Annotated in this window: 18 protein-coding genes; 10 read left to right on the plus strand and 8 right to left on the minus strand. The window is 66.8% G+C overall.

Annotation, left to right across the window (positions count from 1 at the left end):
• Positions 1-6 precede the first annotated feature (6 nt).
• From U5A57_RS23750 to U5A57_RS23760, 3 genes are all read right to left on the minus strand, one after another.
• On the minus strand, positions 7-1,962 hold the full coding sequence (locus U5A57_RS23750; protein WP_321914079.1) for an AI-2E family transporter: 1,956 nt from the start codon (positions 1,960-1,962) through the stop codon (positions 7-9).
• Between the two features lie 189 nt (positions 1,963-2,151).
• Positions 2,152-2,802: an ABC transporter substrate-binding protein gene (locus U5A57_RS23755; RefSeq protein ID WP_321914080.1), complete on the minus strand. Its 651-nt coding sequence runs from the start codon at positions 2,800-2,802 to the stop codon at positions 2,152-2,154.
• 209 nt (positions 2,803-3,011) lie between these two features.
• Positions 3,012-3,242 (minus strand): hypothetical protein, encoded by a 231-nt coding sequence (locus tag U5A57_RS23760; RefSeq protein ID WP_321914081.1) that lies wholly within the window; start codon positions 3,240-3,242, stop codon positions 3,012-3,014.
• A 397-nt stretch (positions 3,243-3,639) separates the two neighbouring features.
• Between U5A57_RS23760 and U5A57_RS23765 the strand changes: the two genes are divergently transcribed.
• The 10 genes from U5A57_RS23765 to U5A57_RS23810 all read left to right on the plus strand — a co-directional run bounded on the left by U5A57_RS23765 (position 3,640) and on the right by U5A57_RS23810 (position 12,464).
• Positions 3,640-4,506, plus strand: coding sequence for an STAS domain-containing protein (locus tag U5A57_RS23765; RefSeq protein WP_321914082.1), 867 nt, complete (start codon positions 3,640-3,642; stop codon positions 4,504-4,506).
• 37 nt (positions 4,507-4,543) lie between these two features.
• The gene (locus U5A57_RS23770) at positions 4,544-4,903 is read left to right on the plus strand and encodes an STAS domain-containing protein (RefSeq protein WP_321914083.1); all 360 of its coding nucleotides are present in this window, start codon (positions 4,544-4,546) and stop codon (positions 4,901-4,903) included.
• A gap of 53 nt (positions 4,904-4,956) precedes the next feature.
• A complete protein-coding gene (locus U5A57_RS23775) occupies positions 4,957-5,382 on the plus strand; it encodes an anti-sigma regulatory factor (RefSeq protein WP_321914084.1) in 426 nt (141 codons plus the stop codon).
• A complete protein-coding gene (locus U5A57_RS23780) occupies positions 5,367-6,509 on the plus strand; it encodes an ATP-binding protein (protein ID WP_321914085.1) in 1,143 nt (380 codons plus the stop codon). The genes U5A57_RS23775 and U5A57_RS23780 overlap by 16 nt, the downstream gene beginning before the upstream one ends.
• Positions 6,502-7,908: a sensor histidine kinase gene (locus tag U5A57_RS23785; protein ID WP_321914086.1), complete on the plus strand. Its 1,407-nt coding sequence runs from the start codon at positions 6,502-6,504 to the stop codon at positions 7,906-7,908. Before U5A57_RS23780 ends, U5A57_RS23785 begins: the two co-directional genes overlap by 8 nt.
• Positions 7,905-9,428 (plus strand): response regulator, encoded by a 1,524-nt coding sequence (locus tag U5A57_RS23790; protein WP_321914087.1) that lies wholly within the window; start codon positions 7,905-7,907, stop codon positions 9,426-9,428. Before U5A57_RS23785 ends, U5A57_RS23790 begins: the two co-directional genes overlap by 4 nt.
• A 49-nt stretch (positions 9,429-9,477) precedes the next feature.
• Entirely contained in the window at positions 9,478-9,945 is a 468-nt protein-coding gene (locus tag U5A57_RS23795) for a GNAT family N-acetyltransferase (RefSeq protein WP_321914088.1), read from the plus strand.
• Positions 9,946-10,081: 136 nt separating this feature from the next.
• Positions 10,082-10,459, plus strand: a complete 378-nt coding sequence (locus U5A57_RS23800) for a DUF2306 domain-containing protein (protein WP_321914089.1) — start codon at positions 10,082-10,084, stop codon at positions 10,457-10,459.
• On the plus strand, positions 10,456-11,589 hold the full coding sequence (locus tag U5A57_RS23805) for a sensor histidine kinase (RefSeq protein ID WP_321914090.1): 1,134 nt from the start codon (positions 10,456-10,458) through the stop codon (positions 11,587-11,589). The genes U5A57_RS23800 and U5A57_RS23805 overlap by 4 nt, the downstream gene beginning before the upstream one ends.
• Positions 11,586-12,464 carry a LytTR family DNA-binding domain-containing protein gene (locus U5A57_RS23810; protein ID WP_321914091.1) on the plus strand — a complete coding sequence of 293 codons (879 nt, stop codon included), beginning with the start codon at positions 11,586-11,588 and terminating at the stop codon, positions 12,462-12,464. The genes U5A57_RS23805 and U5A57_RS23810 overlap by 4 nt, the downstream gene beginning before the upstream one ends.
• 24 nt (positions 12,465-12,488) lie before the next feature.
• Here the strand turns inward: U5A57_RS23810 and U5A57_RS23815 are convergent, their stop codons facing one another.
• The 5 genes from U5A57_RS23815 to U5A57_RS23835 form a co-directional block, all read right to left on the minus strand.
• Entirely contained in the window at positions 12,489-13,277 is a 789-nt protein-coding gene (locus U5A57_RS23815) for a helix-turn-helix transcriptional regulator (protein ID WP_321914092.1), read from the minus strand.
• Positions 13,278-13,451: 174 nt separating this feature from the next.
• Entirely contained in the window at positions 13,452-14,213 is a 762-nt protein-coding gene (locus U5A57_RS23820; protein WP_321914093.1) for an ABC transporter ATP-binding protein, read from the minus strand.
• On the minus strand, positions 14,204-16,072 hold the full coding sequence (locus U5A57_RS23825; RefSeq protein ID WP_321914094.1) for an ABC transporter permease subunit: 1,869 nt from the start codon (positions 16,070-16,072) through the stop codon (positions 14,204-14,206). The genes U5A57_RS23820 and U5A57_RS23825 overlap by 10 nt, the downstream gene beginning before the upstream one ends.
• Before the next feature lie 3 nt (positions 16,073-16,075).
• On the minus strand, positions 16,076-16,975 hold the full coding sequence (locus tag U5A57_RS23830) for a branched-chain amino acid ABC transporter permease (protein ID WP_321914095.1): 900 nt from the start codon (positions 16,973-16,975) through the stop codon (positions 16,076-16,078).
• Positions 16,976-16,991: 16 nt separating this feature from the next.
• Positions 16,992-18,158, minus strand: a complete 1,167-nt coding sequence (locus U5A57_RS23835) for a branched-chain amino acid ABC transporter substrate-binding protein (protein ID WP_321914096.1) — start codon at positions 18,156-18,158, stop codon at positions 16,992-16,994.
• Positions 18,159-18,189 lie beyond the last annotated feature (31 nt).

Raw genomic sequence — 18,189 nt, forward strand, 5'->3', positions numbered from 1 at the left:
TGACTGTCACAATTTCGCGCCGGCGCTGTATTGATCCTGCATATCCGGGCTTGGCGCCCTCTTTTCGGGCGGCGGCGCTTGCGGCGGCACGAGCGCCACGCCGCACTCCTCCACGAGGGTGCGCAGCGAGGTGGGAAAGAGCGTGCCGGGGTCGTCGGCAATGCCTGCGCCCTCGTCACGCAGCGCCGCGCCCACACCCACCACGATGGTCGCGCCGGGCGCGCGCTCGCGCAGGCGCCGCACGAGGTTGCGCAGGTACGGCGGCGACTCGGGTGCGTCGAGCGACACCACGCAGATAGCCGGCGAGCGCTCATCGATCATCGCCCCGCGCGTGGCGCGCACTTCGTCGTACGTGGTGGCCGTACACGGAATATTGCGGCGCATGAGCAGTTGGCCGATGATCGCCACCGCCACGTCGTCGAACGCGCCGCGCCCGGGTACGCAGAGCACCTCGCCCGCGTCCGGCGAGAGCGTGAATTCAATGACCCTCGCGCCTTCGTCCGCGCCCTCGGCGGCTCGTTTCGCGCTCTCGTCCCCGGCTGCGGCGTGGCGCGAATCGTCTACAGATTCGAGGTCCTCGACAATGTCGAGCAACGCCTGGTTGATGCGCGCCACCTGCTCGGCGGGCAGCACGCCGCGCAAGGCGTCGTTGCGCGCGAAGCGCAGGCCCTCGAACACCACCTGCTCGTAGTAGTCGATGAGCGGCATGGTCGTGAGCAGCCGGTCGGCCTGCAGCAGCGCCTCGTGCGGATCGTCCGCGAGCAGGCGCTGGTAGCAGGTTTGCGCGGGCGTGAGCGCGGGCTGGTCGCCCAGCAGGATCGTGAGGAAGTTCAGGCGGTCCACGTAGCGGCCGAGCGTGACGATGCACAGCGTGAGCGGCGTGGAAAGCACGAGCCCCACCGGCCCCCACAGCCAGCTCCAGAAAATCGCCGCCACCACGACGGCGAGCGGCGAAAGCCCCGAGCGCCGGCCATAGAGCATCGGCTCGGCGAACTGGCCGGCCACCACGTCCACGACGATGAAGAAGATCAGCGTCGTGACGGCCATGGTCCATTGCGGCTGCGTGGCCGCGGCGACGAGCGTCGCCATGATCGCGGCGATCCAGATGCCGATGTACGGCACGAAGCGCATGAGCGCCGCCACCGCGCCAAACAGCAGCGCGCCCGGCACGCCAATGCCCGCCAGCCCGAGCGCGATCACCCCGCCTACCGTGACATTCACACCGACTTGCGCGACGAAGTAGCGCGAGAGCCGCTGCGAGGCGTCGTTGATGGCGGTCGTGGTGCGGTGCAGGTCGTCCGAGCCGAACACGCTAATGAGCCGGTCGCGCAGGTCCTCGCGCTGGAACAGGATGAAGATCGTCACCACGAGCACGATGAAGGTCGTTTCGAGCGGCGCGATAGCCGGCGCAAGCGCCTTTTGCGCGAGCGTGAGCGGCGTGGGCGCGGGGTTGTGGATCTCCACCGGCATGGGCTGCTGCGGCTGGTTGCGCGCCGCGCGCCCGCGCGGCTGCGGCGGCGCGGGCGGCGGCGTGGGCGTAATGCGCTGCAGGGTGGTAGCGGCGCGCGACATCAGCGAATCGGCGCGGCCCACCGTCTTTTCCTGCACCGTTTGCACTTTCTGCTCGATCTCCTCCTGATACTGCGGCAGGGAAGCGGAAAGCTGGTAGACCTGCGCGGCGATCAACGCGCCCACGCCGGCGAGCGCGAGCACGGTGGAAAGCACCGCAACGAGGATAGCGAGGAATTGCGGCACGTGGATGCGCCGCAGCGTGGTCACGAGCGGCGCCAGCAGAAAGCTCAGCAGCACCGAGAGCGTAATGGGAATCAGCACCGCACGCCCGAAATACAGGCCGCACACCACGACCACGCCGGTAATGACGGAGGCGAGGCTATGCAGCGTGGGCGGGCTTGGCGGAAACACCCGGTTGCGTCGGCCCTGCGGCGGCAGCGGGAAATTCATGTCGGATCGGATCGGCAAAAAAAGGGAACATCGGGCCGCGCCAGCTCGGGCAAGCGCACGGCCCCTCTACACGCACGAGCACGCGCAAACATGCACGAGGTGCGCCTCAAAATGGTACTGCGCCCACGCACATCGGGCGCGGCCGTCCAGATTTTCGCAGGTCACGCGAGTCGGGCGCAAAAACGCGCGTCACTGCGTTTGCGTCTTGCCCGACACGAGTTCCTGATTTCGCGCGACGAGGAACTGAATGAGCCCGTCCACGCCGCCCTGCTGGATCTTCTCGTTGAACTGCTGACGATAGGTCTGGATCAGCCACGCACCGAGCACGTTCAGGTCGTAAAGCCGCCAGCCCTGCGGCGTCTTGTACAGGCGGTAATCGATTTCGAGCGGATTGTTGTTGGTCTGCGCAAGCGTGCGCACCACGACGTCCGTGTCGCCAGGCGAGCTGCGCATGGGCGGGTAGTCGATCTTCTGGTCGGGCTTCAGTTGCGCGATGGCGCCCGAGTAGAGATGGATCAGCAACAGCTGGAACTGCTGCTCGATCTGCGCCTGCTGCTCGGGCGTGGCCGTGCGCCAATGCGGCCCCATGGCGAGGCGCGTGGTACGGCGGAAATCGACGTACGGAAGAATGTCGCGGTTGACGATGTCCTGAATGCGCGCGATGTCGTCGGGCGCGACAGACTTCGCGCGCACCTCGTCGAGCACCTGCTGCGTGGCGGTCCTGATGAGCGCCTGCGGGTCCGACTGGTCCACCTGGGCCGATTGGGCGAATGCCGCCGTGGCGGGCAGGAACGACAAACACCACGCAACGAGCGCGGTCATACGGAATAACCTGGTCATCGATATCTCTGGGCAATGGCGGGAGGGGCGAGGCGGCGCGAAGTCGATGAGCCGGCAACACCGGCATCCCGGCGCGTGAGCGCCTCAAGCCGGACGCACCGCGCGTGCGCACGCCAGTGCTCAGTCTAGCGGGTCGGGCGCTGTCCGGTCGGATCGCTGTGCGGCTCGTGCGGCTCGTGCGGCTCGTGCGGCTCACGCCGCTCGCGCATTCACGCGCGAGGCGGCCCCGCATGCCCATCGGACTGCGCGAGGAACGCCTCCAGCCCGAATAGCCAGACAACGCAAAACGAGAGGCGCGAAAGCACACCCGGCATCGGGTCGCTGTTGCCATCCTCCGGGTCCTCCTCCAGCGCGGTCTCGCCAGAAGCGAGCGCGCCGCCCAGTGGCGCGGACGTCGTCGATAACGGCGAGTGCTGGCGAGACAGGGATTCGGGCTCCATGGCGACGGTGCTCCTCGGTGCGGACCGGATTGTGATTGGCGCAGGCTATGGAGCAAGACACATGCCATCCGATGACATCACGCTTGACCTCGCCCTCACGCCGATCACGCATCGGTCGCGCGACTTCCGCTCTGTAAAAACTACAAGCGCGTCACGGCAAAGCGGAAAACCCCGCACGCGCCAGGCCCGGCAGCCGTTGCGCGGGCAGGCAGGCACGAAAAACGCATGCAGCCACACGCCCGCCCGTTCGCTCGCCTTGCATACGCACGTAATCGGTTCAATCGCGGTTCCATCGCGGTTCCATCGAAACCGAATTGGGATCGAATCGATACGAAGGTGTAAGGTTCAGCGGTTCGTCTCGACGACGAAGCGCGCGCCCCATCGCTCAGGAGATTGCATGAACACACCGGAACAGGTTCGCATTGCGGACATCCTCGGCCAGCATCGCGACACGCTGCTCGCCGAATGGCTGCGCCTGCATCTGCCGATCGCGCTGCGCCGCGGCCTCGCGATGGAAGGGGAAATTCGCGAGCAGTTCTCCGCGTTCCTCAATGTCTTTCTCGACACGCTGCCCAACACCGAAACCTTCGATGCGAGCCGCCCCGAATGGGAGCCGGTGCGCGCGTTCCTCGCAGACATGTCGGCGCACCGCGCGCGTCAGGGTTACACGCCGGTCGAGACGGCCACCTTCGTGTTCTCGTTCAAGGAGCCGCTCTACGCGCGCCTGCGCGAGGGCTATGCGCACAATCCCGCCGAACTCGCCCAGGTGAGCTGGCAGGTGAATCTGCTGCTCGACGGCTTTGGCCTCTACACCACCGACGTCTTCCAGAAAAGCCGCGAAGCAATCATCGCGCGCCAGCAGGAAGAGTTGCTGGAGCTCTCCACGCCTGTCGTGCAGCTTTGGGAAGGCATTCTCGCGCTGCCGCTCATCGGCACGCTCGACTCCGCGCGCACCCAGGTCGTGATGGAGAGCCTGCTGCAAAAGATCGTCGACACGGGCGCGGGCCTCGCGGTCATCGACATCACGGGCGTGCCCACCGTCGACACGCTCGTCGCGCAGCATCTGCTCAAGACCGTGGCCGCCGCGCGCCTCATGGGCGCGGACTGCATCATCAGCGGCATCCGTCCGCAGATCGCGCAGACCATCGTGCACCTCGGTGTCGATCTCACCAACGTCACGACCAAGTCCACGCTCGCCGACGCCTTCGTCATCGCGCTGCAGCGCATCGGCGCGACCATCATCTCGCCGAAGGCCACGGCCTGAACGCCACTGAGCGTACGACGCACGGGAACCGCACACGATGGAACGCATTCCGATTCTGCGCCTCGGCGACTGCCTGATCGTCACGATCCAGGTGGACATGCACGACCGCCTCGCGATCGCGCTGCAGGACGACCTCACCGAGCGCATCGTGAAGGAGTCGGCCAAGGGCGTGCTGCTCGACATCTCGGCGCTCGACGTGGTCGACTCGTTCATCGGCCGCATGATCAGCAACACGGCCGCCATGGCGACGGTGCTCGACGCGCAAACAGTGGTGGTCGGCATGCAGCCGTCGGTGGCGATCACGCTGGTCGAGCTCGGTCTCACGCTTTCGGGCGTGCGCACCGCGCTGAACGTCGAAAAAGGCATGGCGCTGCTCAAGCAGCGCCAGATCCGTTAAGTCCCGTGACTCCCTCATGACTCCGTTAGCTAGCACGTCTCTTGCATTCGATCATGAATAGCAACGACACGACCGGAAGGCTCGCGGCCCAGGTGAGCCTGCGCTCGGACGAGGAAATCGTCCGGCTGCGACAGATCGTGCGCGACGCCGCCATCGCGCAGGGGTTTTCGCTCATCGAGCAAACCAAATTCGTGACGGCGGCGAGCGAACTCGCGCGCAACACGCTGCAGCACGGCGGCGGCGGCGACGCGCGGCTGGAAGTGCTGGAACGAGGCGTGCGCGTGGGCCTGCGGCTCACGTTCTTCGACCAGGGCCCGGGCATTGCCGACATCGAGCGCGCGCTGCAAGACGGCTTCACGAGCGGCAATGGCCTGGGTCTGGGCCTGGGCGGCTCGCGGCGCCTGTGTGACGAGTTCACGATCGAATCGACTCCGGGTGCCGGCACGACGGTCACCATCACGAAATGGAAAGTACGCTAGACGGCGCGGCCGGTTCTGCCGGCGGCAGCCACCGGTCCTTCGAGATTGGCGACGCAAGCAGCGTCGCCTATGCACGCCGCGGCGCAGCCGAAGCCGCGCGCATTGCCGCGCTCACCGAGACCGACGCCGGGCGCCTCGCGATCGTGCTCACCGAAGCGGCCACCAACATCCTCAAGCACGCCGGCCACGGCGAGCTGCTCGTGCGAGCGCTCGAAGGCGCAGTGGAGCTGATCGCGCTCGACAGCGGCCCCGGCATGACCGACGTGGGCGCAGCGCTCGCCGACGGCCACTCCACGACCGGCACGCCCGGCACCGGGCTCGGCGCGATGCGGCGGCTCTCGAACCAGTTCGCCGTCTACGCTCAGCCGGGCATGGGCACCGTGCTGCGCGCGCTCGTGCAAAAAAGCGCTGGCAACGGCGCCCACGCGGCGTTCACCGGCCCCGAGATCGGCGCGGTGTGCGTGCCCTATCCCGGCGAGGAAGTCTGCGGCGACGGGTGGCTCGCGCAGGCCGACCAGAGCGGCCTCACACTGGCGCTCGCCGACGGCCTCGGCCACGGCGCGGAAGCCCACGTGGCCGCCGCGGGCGCGCTCGATGTGCTGCGCCGCCGCGCCGGGCTCGCGCCCGCCGCGCTCATGGAACTCTCGCACGCGGCGCTGCGCCCCACGCGCGGGGCCGCGCTGGCGCTCGTGCGCATCGACCTCGCGCGCGGCACGCTCGCGTTCTGCGGCACGGGCAACATCTCCGCGGTCGCGTTCGGCGCGGGCCGCCCCGCGGAACGCCGCTCCAGCGATAGCCACGCCCCATCCGGCCATATGCACCGGGCCGCCAGCGCCGGCACACCTTCCGCGCGCGAGTGCTACCAGATCGTCTCGCGCAACGGCATCGTGGGCCACACGATGCGCGGCACCCAGGAGTTCGAGCTGACGTGGAGCGAGAACGCGCTCCTCGTGCTGCATTCAGACGGTATCGGCACCCGCTGGGATCTTGCCGCCTGGCCCGGACTCGCCAACCAGCCCGCCGCCGTGATCGCGGCCGTTCTCTACCGAGACTTCGCGCGCCGGCGCGACGACGCCACCGTCGTCGTCGTGCGCGCCCGCCCCGGAGTACAGTTGAACCATGAATAAGCCCCTGCTGCGCATCCGGCTTGAAACCGCCCAGGACGTCGTCGCCGCACGCCGCCGCGCGCGCGAACTGGCCGCGGGGCTCGGCTTCTCGCCGCTCGACCAGACCCGCATTGCGAGCGCCGTCTCCGAAATCGCCCGCAACGCCTTTGAATATGCGGGCGGCGGCGAAGTCACGTTCGCGCTGGAAAGCGAGCGCTCACACGAAGCGCTCGCCGTGCAGGTGAGCGACCACGGCCCCGGCGTGCGTGAGCTCGAAGCCGTGCTCGACGGCACGTACCGCTCGCCGGGGGGCATGGGCCTCGGCATCACGGGCAGCCGCCGCCTGATGGACCGCTTCGACATTCGCTCCTCGGCGAGCGGCACGACCGTCACCATGGCCCGCGACTTGCCGCAGGAGCGCGGCGCGGTGTGCGGCACGGAACTCGAGCGCATCGTGCGGGAACTGTCCGCCCGCAGTCCGGAAGAAGGCGCGCACGGCGACTCGCTCGAAGAACTGCAGCAGCAAAACCGCGAACTCGTCACGGCGCTCGACGAGCTGCGCGAACGCCAGGACGAACTCTCGCGCCTCGCACAGGAGCTGGAGGCGACCAACCGCGGTGTGGTGGCGCTCTACGCCGAGCTCGACGAGCGCGCCGAGGAGCTGCGCCGCGCCGACATGATGAAAACGCGCTTTCTCTCGAACATGAGCCACGAACTGCGCACGCCGCTCAGTTCGATCCGCGCGCTCGCGAACCTGCTGCTCAACCGGCTCGACGGCGACCTGAGCGTGGAGCAGGAGCGCCAGGTCCGGTTGATTCTTTCGTCTGCGGAAAGCCTGGGCGAGACCGTGAACGATCTGCTCGACCTCGCGAAGATCGAAGCCGGCAAGACCGAAGTCGTTCCCGCGTGGTTCGACGCCGCCGACCTCTTCGCCGCGCTGCGCACGATGCTGATGCCGCTGCTCGACACGCCGCACGTCACGCTCGAATTTGGCGCCACGACAGGCCTGCCGCAGCTTTACACCGACGAACCGAAGCTCACGCAGATCCTGCGCAATTTCGTCTCGAACGCGATCAAGTACACCGAGCACGGACAGATACGCGTGGGCGCCCAGTGCATGCCCGGCGATGGCGACGACGCGCGGATCACCTTCTTCGTCGCGGACACGGGCATCGGAATTGCGCCCGAGCACCACCAGATCATTTTCGAGGAGTTCGGCCAGGTGCAGAACCGCCTGCAGCAGCGCGTGAAGGGAACAGGTCTTGGCCTGCCGCTATGCCGCAAGCTCGCGGCGCTGCTGGGTGGCGAAGTGGGCGTGGAAAGCGAGCCCGGCGTGGGCTCGACGTTCCGCCTGACCATGCCGGTGCGCCTCGCTACGTCCTTCGAGGACGAACGCGAGACCTCCGGGGACGCGCCATGAACGCACCCGCCACGCTCATCCTCAACGTCGACGACAACGAAGGCGCGCGCTATGTGAAGTCTCGCGTGCTGCGCCACGCCGGCTACGCCGTGATCGAAGCCGCCACAGGCCAGGCCGCGCTCGAAGCCGTGCGTGAACAGGCGCCCGCGATCGTGCTGCTCGACGTGAAGCTGCCCGACATCAGCGGTATCGAGGTGTGCCGCCTCATCAAGTCGGACCCGGAAACGAACTCCACGCTCGTGCTGCAAACCTCGGCCGCGGCAGTGCAAACGCGCGACAAGATTCTCGCGCTCGACGGCGGCGCCGACAGCTACCTGACCGAACCCGTCGAACCCGCCGAACTCGTGGCGAACGTGCGCGCACTGCTGCGCCTCTACGCCGCCGAAAAAGCGTTGCGCGACGCCGACCGCCGCAAGGACCGCTTTCTCGCGACGCTTGCGCACGAACTGCGCAATCCGCTCGCGCCGATCCGCAACGCCATCGAACTGCTCGACCCGCGCCACGGCGCGAACGACACCATACGCGCCGACGCGCGGCAGATCGCGAGCCGCCAGGTCGAGCATCTCGGGCGCCTCGTCGACGACCTGCTCGACGTCTCGCGCATCTCTCACGGCAAGATCACGCTGCAGATGAGCACGCTCGACCTACGCGAGATCGTCGCGATCGCTGTGGAAACGAGCCGCCCGTTCCTCGACGCGAAGTCGCAAACGCTCACGGTCGAGATCGACTGCGAGCCGTGCCATGTGACCGGCGACGCAATACGCGTGGCGCAGATCATCAGCAACCTGCTTTCCAATGCGGCGAAGTACACCGCCGAAGGCGGCCAGATCGCGTTGCGGCTCGAAGCGGACGTCTACGAGATCCTGATTCGCGTGCGCGACAACGGCATCGGCATCGCGCACGACGAACTGCCCTACGTGTTCGATCTCTTCATGCAGTCGCGCGAGGCCGTGAAGCGCGCCGACGGCGGCCTCGGCATTGGCCTCGCGCTCGTGCGCGAACTCGCGGAATTGCATGGCGGCTCGGCGAGCGCGAATTCGGACGGGCTCGGGCGCGGCTCGGAATTCGTCGTGCGTCTGCCGCTCGCCCGGGCGCCGCAATGCGAAGCCCCGCGCGAGCAGACGCCGGGCGCCGGAGAACACACTGCGCCGTCGCGCCGCCGCGTGCTGATCGCCGACGACAATGTGGATTCCGCCTCGTCGCTGCTCATGCTGCTGGAACTCGAAGGCCACGAGGTGCGTGTGGCCCACGACGGCCCGAGTGCGCTCGCGCTCGCGCAGACTTTCCTGCCTCACGTGGCGATACTCGACATCGGTCTGCCCGGCATGGACGGTCACGCGCTGGCGAAGGCGCTGCGCGCCGAGCCCGCCACGGCGCGCGTGCAATTGATCGCGCTCACGGGCTACGGCCAGGAGCGCGACCGCCTGGCGGCGAGCGAGGCCGGCTTCGACCGGCATCTCGTGAAGCCCGCACCGTTCGAAGAGATTCTGCGGGAAATCGAACGCACGCCGCCGGGTTGAGGCTGAGGCTGAGGTAATCTGTGCGGTCCGCTCTCAGGAGAAGAACCGCATGGATGTCCGCCCTCTCGATGTTCAAGACCTCGAACTGATCTGCCGTCATCGCGAAGCCATGTTCCGCGAAGCGGGCCGCGACGAGGCCACGCTGCGTACGATGACGGAGCATTTTCGCGCGTGGCTCGCGCCGCGGCTTGCCGATGGCGCGTACTTTGGCTACGTGCTGAGCGAGCACGGCTTGGCGATTGCGGGCATCGGGCTCATGCTGATCGACTGGCCGCCGCATCCTCTACACCCCGAAACGGCCCAGCGCGGCTATGTGCTCAACGTCTACGTCGAACCCGGCGCGCGGCGGCGCGGTCTCGCCCGCGAACTCATGCGGCTCGCCGATGAGGCATTCGCCCGGCGAGGGGTGACGTACGCGATTCTGCACGCCACCGAACAGGGGCGTGGGCTCTATGAAGGCCTCGGGTGGGGCGCGACGACGGAAATGGCGAGGGCGCTGCCGCCCGCTCGCGCCTGATCCGCCACCACCCGCGCCGCGCCAGCCCCCGTTCGCGGCCACTTTCCCACCGTTCGTCGCAAGCCCCTCGCTCACCGCCGCGCCGCTCTCCACACTGCAGCCATCGACTCCGCTCGACCTGCCAAGGAGAGCCAGCATGCCTGTCATCATTGCGGCGCACGTCGTCGCCGCTACGCTTTCTGTCATACTCGGAACCGCCGTCACGCTGGCCGAAAAAGGCAGCATTCGGCACAAATGGCTCGGCCGCCTGTGGGTGCTGATGATGTTCGCGACTGCACTCAGTTCGTTCGACATCCGCGAACTGAATCCGGGGCATTTTTCCTGGGTTCACGGCCTTTCGCTGCTGACGTTCGCGAGCGTCGGGCGCGCCGTCTGGGCAATTCGCCACGGCAACGTGCGCGGCCACCGTCTGGCCATGCGCGGTTCGTTCTTCGCGCTCGTTGCGGCCGGCCTCGCCGCCGTTGCGACGCCACATCGGCTGCTCAATCTCATCGTCACGAGCTGGATCGCATGATTCCTGGCATGCACGTCGAGTTTCCGAACGCCTCCGCCCGCCACCCTGCGCCGGCTGCGAATGTCCTGCTGGCCGGGTTCGCGCGCGAGGGGGCGATCGTCGTCGTCGGGAACACACTGATCGCCGTCGCGCTCACCGCCGTTGGCTTTCACCGATTCATCGACAACTTCGTATTCAGCCAGGCGATCGGGCTCTCGATCATGCTGCTGCTCGACGTCGCCCGCTTCTTCCTGCAGCGCCGCAACGCCCTCACGGGCCCGCGGCTCGCTCTCGCGATGGTGCTGGCCATCATGCTCGGCGCGGAACTCGGACGCTCCATTGCAAGCGTGGTGCTTGGCCTGGGCCTGCGCTACGCGTTCGAGACGAAAGATCTCCCGCTGACGGGCTGGATTGCGCTCACCGCCACGCTGCTCGTCACCTGGTATGGCTGGTCGCGCACACGCATTGCCGAGCTGAGCGAGCAGGTCGCGCGCACGGCGTGGCAAAAGGAAGCCGCCGAGCGCACAGCGCTCAGCGCGCGCCTGCAGGCGCTGCAGGCGCAAATCGAGCCGCACTTTCTCTTCAACACGCTGGCGACGCTCGACAGCCTGATCGCGTCCGATCCCCCTCGTGCGCGCGAGCTGCTCGCCAGCCTCAACCGTTTCCTGCGCGCGACGCTGGAGGCCTCGCGCGCCCAAAGCGAAACGCTCGCGGTGCAGTTCAAGGTGCTCGACGCGATGCTCGCTGTGCACGCCATGCGCATCGGAGCGCGCCTCGTCTACTCGTTCGACCTGCCGCGCGATTGTGCCGATCTCCCGGTGCCGCCCATGCTGCTGCAGCCGCTCGTGGAAAACGCGCTCAAGCACGGCATTCAGGGCGCGCTCGAGGGCGGCAGAATCGACGTCGTCGCACGGCGCGTCGATGAACATGTCGAGCTGACCGTGACCGACACGGGCCCGGGTTTTGGCGCGACGCCGGGCACCCAGGGCGCGGGCGTCGGGCTCGTGAATGTGCGCGAGCGGCTTGCGGCGCTCTACGGCGAGCAGGCGTCGCTCACGCTGATCGAGAACGTGCCGCACGGCCTCGTGGCGCGTGTGCGGCTGCCTTTGCGTCATGCGCTTGACGTGAGCGTGCAGGAGTCCCGATCATGAAAAACCACACGCCCGGCGATGTGACACGAACCCGTGACACCCCGACCGCGCTGATCGCCGAGGACGAGCCGCTGATCGCCGCCGCGCTTGCGCGAGAACTCGCCGCCGTGTGGCCGGAATTGCGCATCGTGGCGACGGCTGGCAACGGCCACGAAGCCATCGAGCAAATCGGTAAGCTACAGCCCGACGTCGCGTTCCTCGACATCGCCATGCCCGGCGCGACCGGCCTCGATGTCGCGCGCGCCTGCGCGAATCTCGCCGCGCCACCGCAAATCGTGTTCGTCACCGCCTACGACGCTTACGCGCTCGAAGCCTTCGAGGCCGCGGCCATCGACTATCTGCTCAAACCCGTGGAAACCGCGCGGCTCGCGCGTACGGTGGAGCGCCTGCGCGCACGGCTCGCGCGATCGGCGGCGAGCGACACCGAGGCGCCGCAAATGCAGGCGGATCTGCAACGCGTGCTGCGCCAGCTCGAAGCGATCACGCAGGACGTTCGCGAAGCGCGGGCCGGTGCGCGAGCGGGCAACACGGATGACACCCCGCGCGCGACGCCGCTGCGTTATCTGCGCGCTTCCAGCGGCAACGACATCCGCATGGTGCCGGTGGAAGATGTTCTGTACTTCGAAGCAGCGGACAAGTACGTCGTGGTCACGACGCGCAGCGGCGAACTGCTGATCCGCACGAGCCTGCGAGAGTTGTGCGCGCAACTGGACCCCGAGCGTTTCTGGCAGGTGCACCGCGGCACGGTGGTCAATGTGGATCAGGTGGAAAGCGCCTCGGTCAGCGCGATCGGGAAGATGACACTGCAGCTGCGCGGCCATGCCGGCGCGCTCGCGGTGAGCCGGCAGTACGCTCACCTGTTCCGGCAGATGTAAGCGGGTCGCGAGGGCACGCTCGGCTCAACGCGGCTCGCTTTTTAGATACCGCTGGGGCGTCTCGCCCATCGTCTTGCGAAACATCGTGATGAACGCGCTCGCATTCGCGTAACCGAGTTCCGCCGCGATCTCCGCCACGCGCACGCCTTGCGCGAGCTTCGAAACCGCCTCGACGATGCGCAACTGCTGGCGCCAGTGGCCGAACGTCAGCCCTGTTTCGTCCTTGAAAAGCCGCGCGAGCGTGCGTTCGCTCGCGCCCACGCGCTCGCCCCAGACGGAAAGCGAGTCGCCATTGGCCGGGTCCGCCAGCAGGACATCGCAAATCTGCCGCAAACGGCGGTCGAGCGGCAACGGCAGCCCTGCGCCCGACGCTTCGCGCGATTGGCGCATTTCACTGAGCAACAGCGGGGTAATGAGCGCGTGGCGGCACTCCGAGTTGCGCTCGCGGTCTTCGACCATCGCCACCACCAGTTCGCGTAGCAGCGACGAAACTCTCACGGCGTGGCATGCGGATTCCGGCCACGGCGACGCCTGCGGCTCGAAGACCACGCGATGCATGCGCACCGCGCTCGTCGCGATCAACTCGTGGCCCACGCGCGGCGCAAGCCACAGCCCGCGATGCGGACCAAGCGTCCACATGCCGATGGGCGTCGCCACGCGCAGCACGCCGCTCGTGGTGAAAACGAGCTGTGCCTGATCGTGCGAGCGCCGCGCCTGCCTCGCGCCGGCATCGTATTCATGGCTTGTCGCCGTGAAGGGCCGTTCGAACGTGCGCTGCGTGAGTTCAGGTCGATGGCAGCTGATCTGATCCATGAGTCCGGAATTTCTTCGCTGATTCACCTAAGTTTGTCTATTTTTGCGCAATTTTTCTGTGATCACATCGCGCGAGGTCGTCGTGTTCTGTATTTTGCATCGGATGATGATGAATTGCTAATGCAAACGAGAATGATTTGCACTTTATACAACACGGATGTTTTGGCAGACTACCTATGCCACCCCACCCTCCTGCGCCGCTGCGCCGCCGCCAAGATAGGTGGCGCGCACCCGGTTGTCGTCGGCCAGCTCGTGGGCCGGACCCGCGAGCGCCACGCGGCCGCCTTCCAGCACATACGCCCGATTCGCAATGCGCAGCGCCTGCCGCGCGTTCTGTTCCACCAGCAGCACCGCCGTGCCTGCGTGGCTGATGCGCGCGATCACTTCGAAGATCGCGCGTACGAGCTTGGGCGCAAGCCCCATTGAAGGCTCGTCGAGCAGCACGAGTTTCGGCTTGAGCATGAGCGCGCGCGCAATCGCCAGCATCTGCTGCTCGCCACCGCTTAGCGTGCCCGCGAGCTGCTCCTTGCGCTCGCGCAGTCTGCTGAATGTTTCGTATGCCTGAGCAATGCCTTGATCGAGCGCGCCGGCGTCGTGCCGCAAGAGGTAACCGCCAAGGCGCAAATTCTCCTCGACGGTCAGGCCGCCGAAAATGCGCCGCCCTTCAGGCACATGCCCGATTCCAAGCGCAACGATACGATGCGACGGCAGCCCGACGAGCGCCTGCCCCGCAAACGCAACGCTTCCGCCGCGCGGACGCAGCAGCCCGGAGATGGTGCGCAGCGTCGTGGTCTTGCCCGCGCCGTTGGCCCCGAGCAGCGCAACGATCTCGCCCGGCTCGACGTCGAGCGAAATGCCGTGCAGCGCTTCGATGTTGCCGTAGTTCACGCGCAGGTCGCGAACGTCGAGAAGTTTGCCGGCCGTGTCTAACTCCATAACGACTTCTCCCCGTCCGCGGCGTCCGGTCCGTCGTCTTCTTCGGCCGTGCCGAGATAGGCGTCGATCACCACGGGGTTGTTCTGGATTTGCACAGGCGTGCCCTCGGCAATGATCTCGCCATGATCCATCACGATGATGCGGTCCGACACGCCCATCACCAGCGCCATGTCGTGCTCGATCAGCAGCACTGTCACGCCCAGGTCGCGGATGCGGCGGATCTGCGCCATCAACGCGTGTTTTTCGGTGGGGTTCATGCCGGCGGCGGGCTCGTCGAGCAGCAGGAGGCGCGGCTGGCTCGCCAGCGCGCGGGCGATTTCCAGCCTGCGCTGATCGCCATACGGAAGGTCCGAGGCATATTCGCTCGCGCGCGCGCCGAGCCCTACGAGATCGAGCCAGCGCTGCCCGAGCGCGCCGTGCTCCGCAGCCTCGGCGCGCGCGGCGCGCGTGCCCAGCAGCTCCGCCACTAGGGCGGTGTGCAGACGATGATCCATGCCGATCAGCACGTTCTCGAACGCGCTCATGTGGTTAAAGAGCCGGATGCCCTGAAACGTGCGCGCTATGCCGCGATGCACGTTGCGATGGGGCGCGCCACCGGCAAGCGCTTCGCCGCGCCAGACGAGCCGTCCGCCGGTTGGGCGGATCACACCCGTCAGGCAGTTGAACACCGTGGTCTTGCCCGCGCCGTTCGGGCCGATCAGCGCGAGAATCTCGCCGCTGCGCACCTGGAAGCTGATCCCGCCGATCGCGCGAACGCCGCCAAAGCGACGCTCGAGGTCATGCACCTCGAGCAGGGTTTCGCGCGCGGCGGCGGCTTCGAGGCCGCCGCTATCGGCGAGAGAAACGGCCGCCGTGGATTCCTTGCCCGCCGCTTCTGCGGCTTCCGCTTCGTGCGCCACCGTCGCTTCCTCGGGCCTCGGTGCGGCGCGCCTCACGCGCGCGGGCCACAATCCTTGCGGACGCAACAACATGAGCACGACGAGCGCCACGGCAAAGCCGAAAATGCGCCACAGGTTCAGGAAGCGCAGCATTTCCGGCAGGCCCGCAACGATCAGCGCGCCGAGTATCACGCCGGGAATGCTGCCGCGCCCCCCCATCACGACGACGATGAGGATCGTCACCGACTGCAAATACGTGAACGCCGTGGGATCGATCGTGCCGAAGCGTGCGGCGAACAGACTGCCCGCCAGGCCACCGATCAGCGCGCCTAACACGTAGGCGAGCATCTTCACGCGCAAGGTCGCAACGCCCACCGCTTCGGCAGCGGCTTCATCCTCGCGGATGCTGGTCCACGCGCGCCCCAGGCGCGAACGCCCGAGCCGCACGGCGAACACGAGCACGACGATGAAGAACACCATGCCCAGCACGTACACCGAGCGCGGCGAACTGAACTCGAAGCCGAACAGGCTCGGCGGCTCGATACCGTAGATGCCGTTCGGGCCGCCGGTAATGTCGAGATTGGTGGCGACAATGCGCGTGATCTCGCCAAAGCCGAGCGTGACGATGGCGAGATAGTCGCTACGCAGGCGCAACGTGGGATAGCCAATCACGACGCCGGAAGCGCCTGCGAACGCGAGGCTGAACGGCAGCGTCGCCCAGAACGAGAAATGCAGCAGGGTTTCGAGCAGCGCCGTGGTGTAGGCGCCAATGGCAAAGAACGCCGCGTAGCCGAGGTCGAGCAACCCGGCGTAGCCCACGACGATGTTCAACCCGAGGCCGAGGATCGCATACGTGATGATGGTGAGCCCGACGTCGACGATATAGCCGCTTGCAAAGGCCGGCAACGCGGTCGCCGCCGCGATCAGCACGACGGCGGCGACCCATGTGGTTTGCCGGGATTGCCCAGCCTGTGCGCGCATGCCTCACATCCTCTCGACAACGCGTTCGCCGAACAACCCTGTCGGCTTCACCACGAGCACGGCAATCAGCACGCCGAACACGAACACGTCGGTCCACTGGGAGGACACATATCCCGCACCGAACGCTTCCAGCAAGCCGATCAGGAAGCCGCCCACCATCGCACCGGGAATATTGCCGATACCGCCGAGCACCGCCGCCGTGAATGCGCGCAGGCCGAGCACGAAGCCCATGAAGAAGTTGATCTGCGTGTAGAAAAGCCCTTCCATCACTCCGGCGACCGCAGCGAGCGCCGAACCGATGAAAAACGTGAGCTGGATGAGCCGCTCGACGTCGATGCCCATGAGGCGCGCCGCATCCTGGTCGATGGCGAGCGCGCGCATGGCCGTGCCGATAAACGTATGGTGTACGAACAAATACAGCGCGCTCATCAGCGCGAAGCTGGCCGCAACAATGCCGATCTGCGCGAACGTAATGTGCACGTTCGCAATATCGAAGCCGGTATGCGTGAGCAGGTGCGGATACGTGCGAAAGCCCGCGCCGTAGGCAATCAGCACGCCGTTCTCCAGCAGCAGCGAAACGGCGAGCGCCGTAATGAGAATGGAAAGGCGCGGCGCGCGCAGTAACGGCTGGTACGCCACGCGCGCGATCGCCACGCCGAGCAGGCCGGTCGCGAACATGGCCACCGCGAAGGCCACGAACAGTGCGAGCGCGAGCGGCAGGTGCGCGGCCGCGAGGGCGGCGAGCGCGGTCCAGCCCATGAACGCGCCCACCATGAAGAGATCCCCGTGTGCGAAGTTGATGAGCCGGATGATGCCGTAGACCATCGTGTAGCCGAGAGCGACGAGCGCGTAGAACGAGCCGATCGTCAGCCCCTCGACAACGAACTGGAAAAAGGTGCTCATGAGCGACCCGGGGCGCTTACTTCATGGTCACCCACTTGCCGTTTGCATCCTGGCGCTGATAAGGCTCGAACTGATCGTTGTGCACGACGACCGTGATGTACACGGCGCGGCTGCGATCGCCCTTCGGATTGAAACCGATCGTCCCCGTGGCGCCCGGATAGTTCGCGATCTTGTGCAGCGCCGCGCTGATGTCCGCGGGCTTGGCCGACTTCGCATCGGCCATGGCCTTGGCCGTCACGCCCACGGCGTCGTATTCATACACGGAGTACGGCCCCGGCCCTTGACCATAGGACTTGTTGTACTGATCCACGTAGTCGTGCGCACCCGCGAGGAACTGCGCGAGCGGCGCGGTCGTGATGATCATGCCATCGGCGGCCGGCCCCGCCGTCTTCATGAGCGTCGGATCATTGGTGCCATCGCCGCCCATGAAGGTCATCTTCAGGCCCACCTGGCGCGCTTCCTTCACGAGCAGACCCGCCTCCGAGAAGTAGCCCGTGTAATAGATCACGTCCGGGTTCAGTGAGGACACCTTGGTGAGCGTCGGCGAATAATCCATCTGGCCCGGCGTGATCGAGTCGGCATACACCACGTCTACGCCCATCTTTTTGAGCGATTCGACCGTGTTCTGCGCGAGACCCTTCGCGTAGGTCGTGTTGTCGTCGATCACCGCCGCGCGCTTCACGTGCAGCGAATTCTTCATGAAGCTGGCCGCAAACGGCCCTTGCTCGTCGTCACGGCCAATCGTGCGAAACACGTTGTCGTAGCCCATTTCCGTGAGCTTCGGATTGGTCGAGGCATCGAGCACATAGGGAATGCCGGCCCGGTGGAACGCAGTCAACTCGGGCAATGCGGCGCTCGAGCAGTAGCCGCCCGCCACGGCGACCACGCCTGCATCCACGAGCTTTTGCGCAGCCTGAACCGCCGTTTGCGCATCGCAGGCGTCGTCTTCGGGTACGAGTTCGATCTGCTTGCCGAGCACCCCGCCTGCCGCGTTGATCTTCGCGGCCGCGAGCTTCGCGCCATTCAGGATATCCGTGCCCGCTGCGGCGCTGCTGCCCGAAAGCGGCACCGGCACGCCGATCTTGATCGTCTGGGCTTGTGCGAAGCCAGGCGCGAGCGCGGCAAGCGAAAGGAAGGTGAGCGCGAGGGTTGCGTGCAGCGTGCCATTGTTCTGAGGATTCATGTGAGCGGCTCCTGAGCGTGGACCCGACCGG

This window comes from Paraburkholderia sp. J11-2 (assembly GCF_905220185.1).
Lineage (GTDB): Bacteria > Pseudomonadota > Gammaproteobacteria > Burkholderiales > Burkholderiaceae > Paraburkholderia.

What these genes read in the sequence shown, in the direction of transcription:
- U5A57_RS23830 (WP_321914095.1), bottom strand. Translation starts at nt 16,975, where the DNA reads ATGAGCACCTTTTTCCAGTTCGTTGTCGAGGGGCTGACGATCGGCTCG.
- U5A57_RS23835 (WP_321914096.1), bottom strand. Translation starts at nt 18,158, where the DNA reads ATGAATCCTCAGAACAATGGCACGCTGCACGCAACCCTCGCGCTCACC.
- U5A57_RS23820 (WP_321914093.1), bottom strand. Translation starts at nt 14,213, where the DNA reads ATGGAGTTAGACACGGCCGGCAAACTTCTCGACGTTCGCGACCTGCGC.
- U5A57_RS23765 (WP_321914082.1), top strand. Translation starts at nt 3,640, where the DNA reads ATGAACACACCGGAACAGGTTCGCATTGCGGACATCCTCGGCCAGCAT.
- U5A57_RS23750 (WP_321914079.1), bottom strand. Translation starts at nt 1,962, where the DNA reads ATGAATTTCCCGCTGCCGCCGCAGGGCCGACGCAACCGGGTGTTTCCG.
- U5A57_RS23770 (WP_321914083.1), top strand. Translation starts at nt 4,544, where the DNA reads ATGGAACGCATTCCGATTCTGCGCCTCGGCGACTGCCTGATCGTCACG.
- U5A57_RS23795 (WP_321914088.1), top strand. Translation starts at nt 9,478, where the DNA reads ATGGATGTCCGCCCTCTCGATGTTCAAGACCTCGAACTGATCTGCCGT.
- U5A57_RS23760 (WP_321914081.1), bottom strand. Translation starts at nt 3,242, where the DNA reads ATGGAGCCCGAATCCCTGTCTCGCCAGCACTCGCCGTTATCGACGACG.
- U5A57_RS23790 (WP_321914087.1), top strand. Translation starts at nt 7,905, where the DNA reads ATGAACGCACCCGCCACGCTCATCCTCAACGTCGACGACAACGAAGGC.
- U5A57_RS23805 (WP_321914090.1), top strand. Translation starts at nt 10,456, where the DNA reads ATGATTCCTGGCATGCACGTCGAGTTTCCGAACGCCTCCGCCCGCCAC.
- U5A57_RS23800 (WP_321914089.1), top strand. Translation starts at nt 10,082, where the DNA reads ATGCCTGTCATCATTGCGGCGCACGTCGTCGCCGCTACGCTTTCTGTC.
- U5A57_RS23780 (WP_321914085.1), top strand. Translation starts at nt 5,367, where the DNA reads ATGGAAAGTACGCTAGACGGCGCGGCCGGTTCTGCCGGCGGCAGCCAC.
- U5A57_RS23825 (WP_321914094.1), bottom strand. Translation starts at nt 16,072, where the DNA reads ATGCGCGCACAGGCTGGGCAATCCCGGCAAACCACATGGGTCGCCGCC.
- U5A57_RS23755 (WP_321914080.1), bottom strand. Translation starts at nt 2,802, where the DNA reads ATGACCAGGTTATTCCGTATGACCGCGCTCGTTGCGTGGTGTTTGTCG.
- U5A57_RS23785 (WP_321914086.1), top strand. Translation starts at nt 6,502, where the DNA reads ATGAATAAGCCCCTGCTGCGCATCCGGCTTGAAACCGCCCAGGACGTC.
- U5A57_RS23775 (WP_321914084.1), top strand. Translation starts at nt 4,957, where the DNA reads ATGAATAGCAACGACACGACCGGAAGGCTCGCGGCCCAGGTGAGCCTG.
- U5A57_RS23815 (WP_321914092.1), bottom strand. Translation starts at nt 13,277, where the DNA reads ATGGATCAGATCAGCTGCCATCGACCTGAACTCACGCAGCGCACGTTC.
- U5A57_RS23810 (WP_321914091.1), top strand. Translation starts at nt 11,586, where the DNA reads ATGAAAAACCACACGCCCGGCGATGTGACACGAACCCGTGACACCCCG.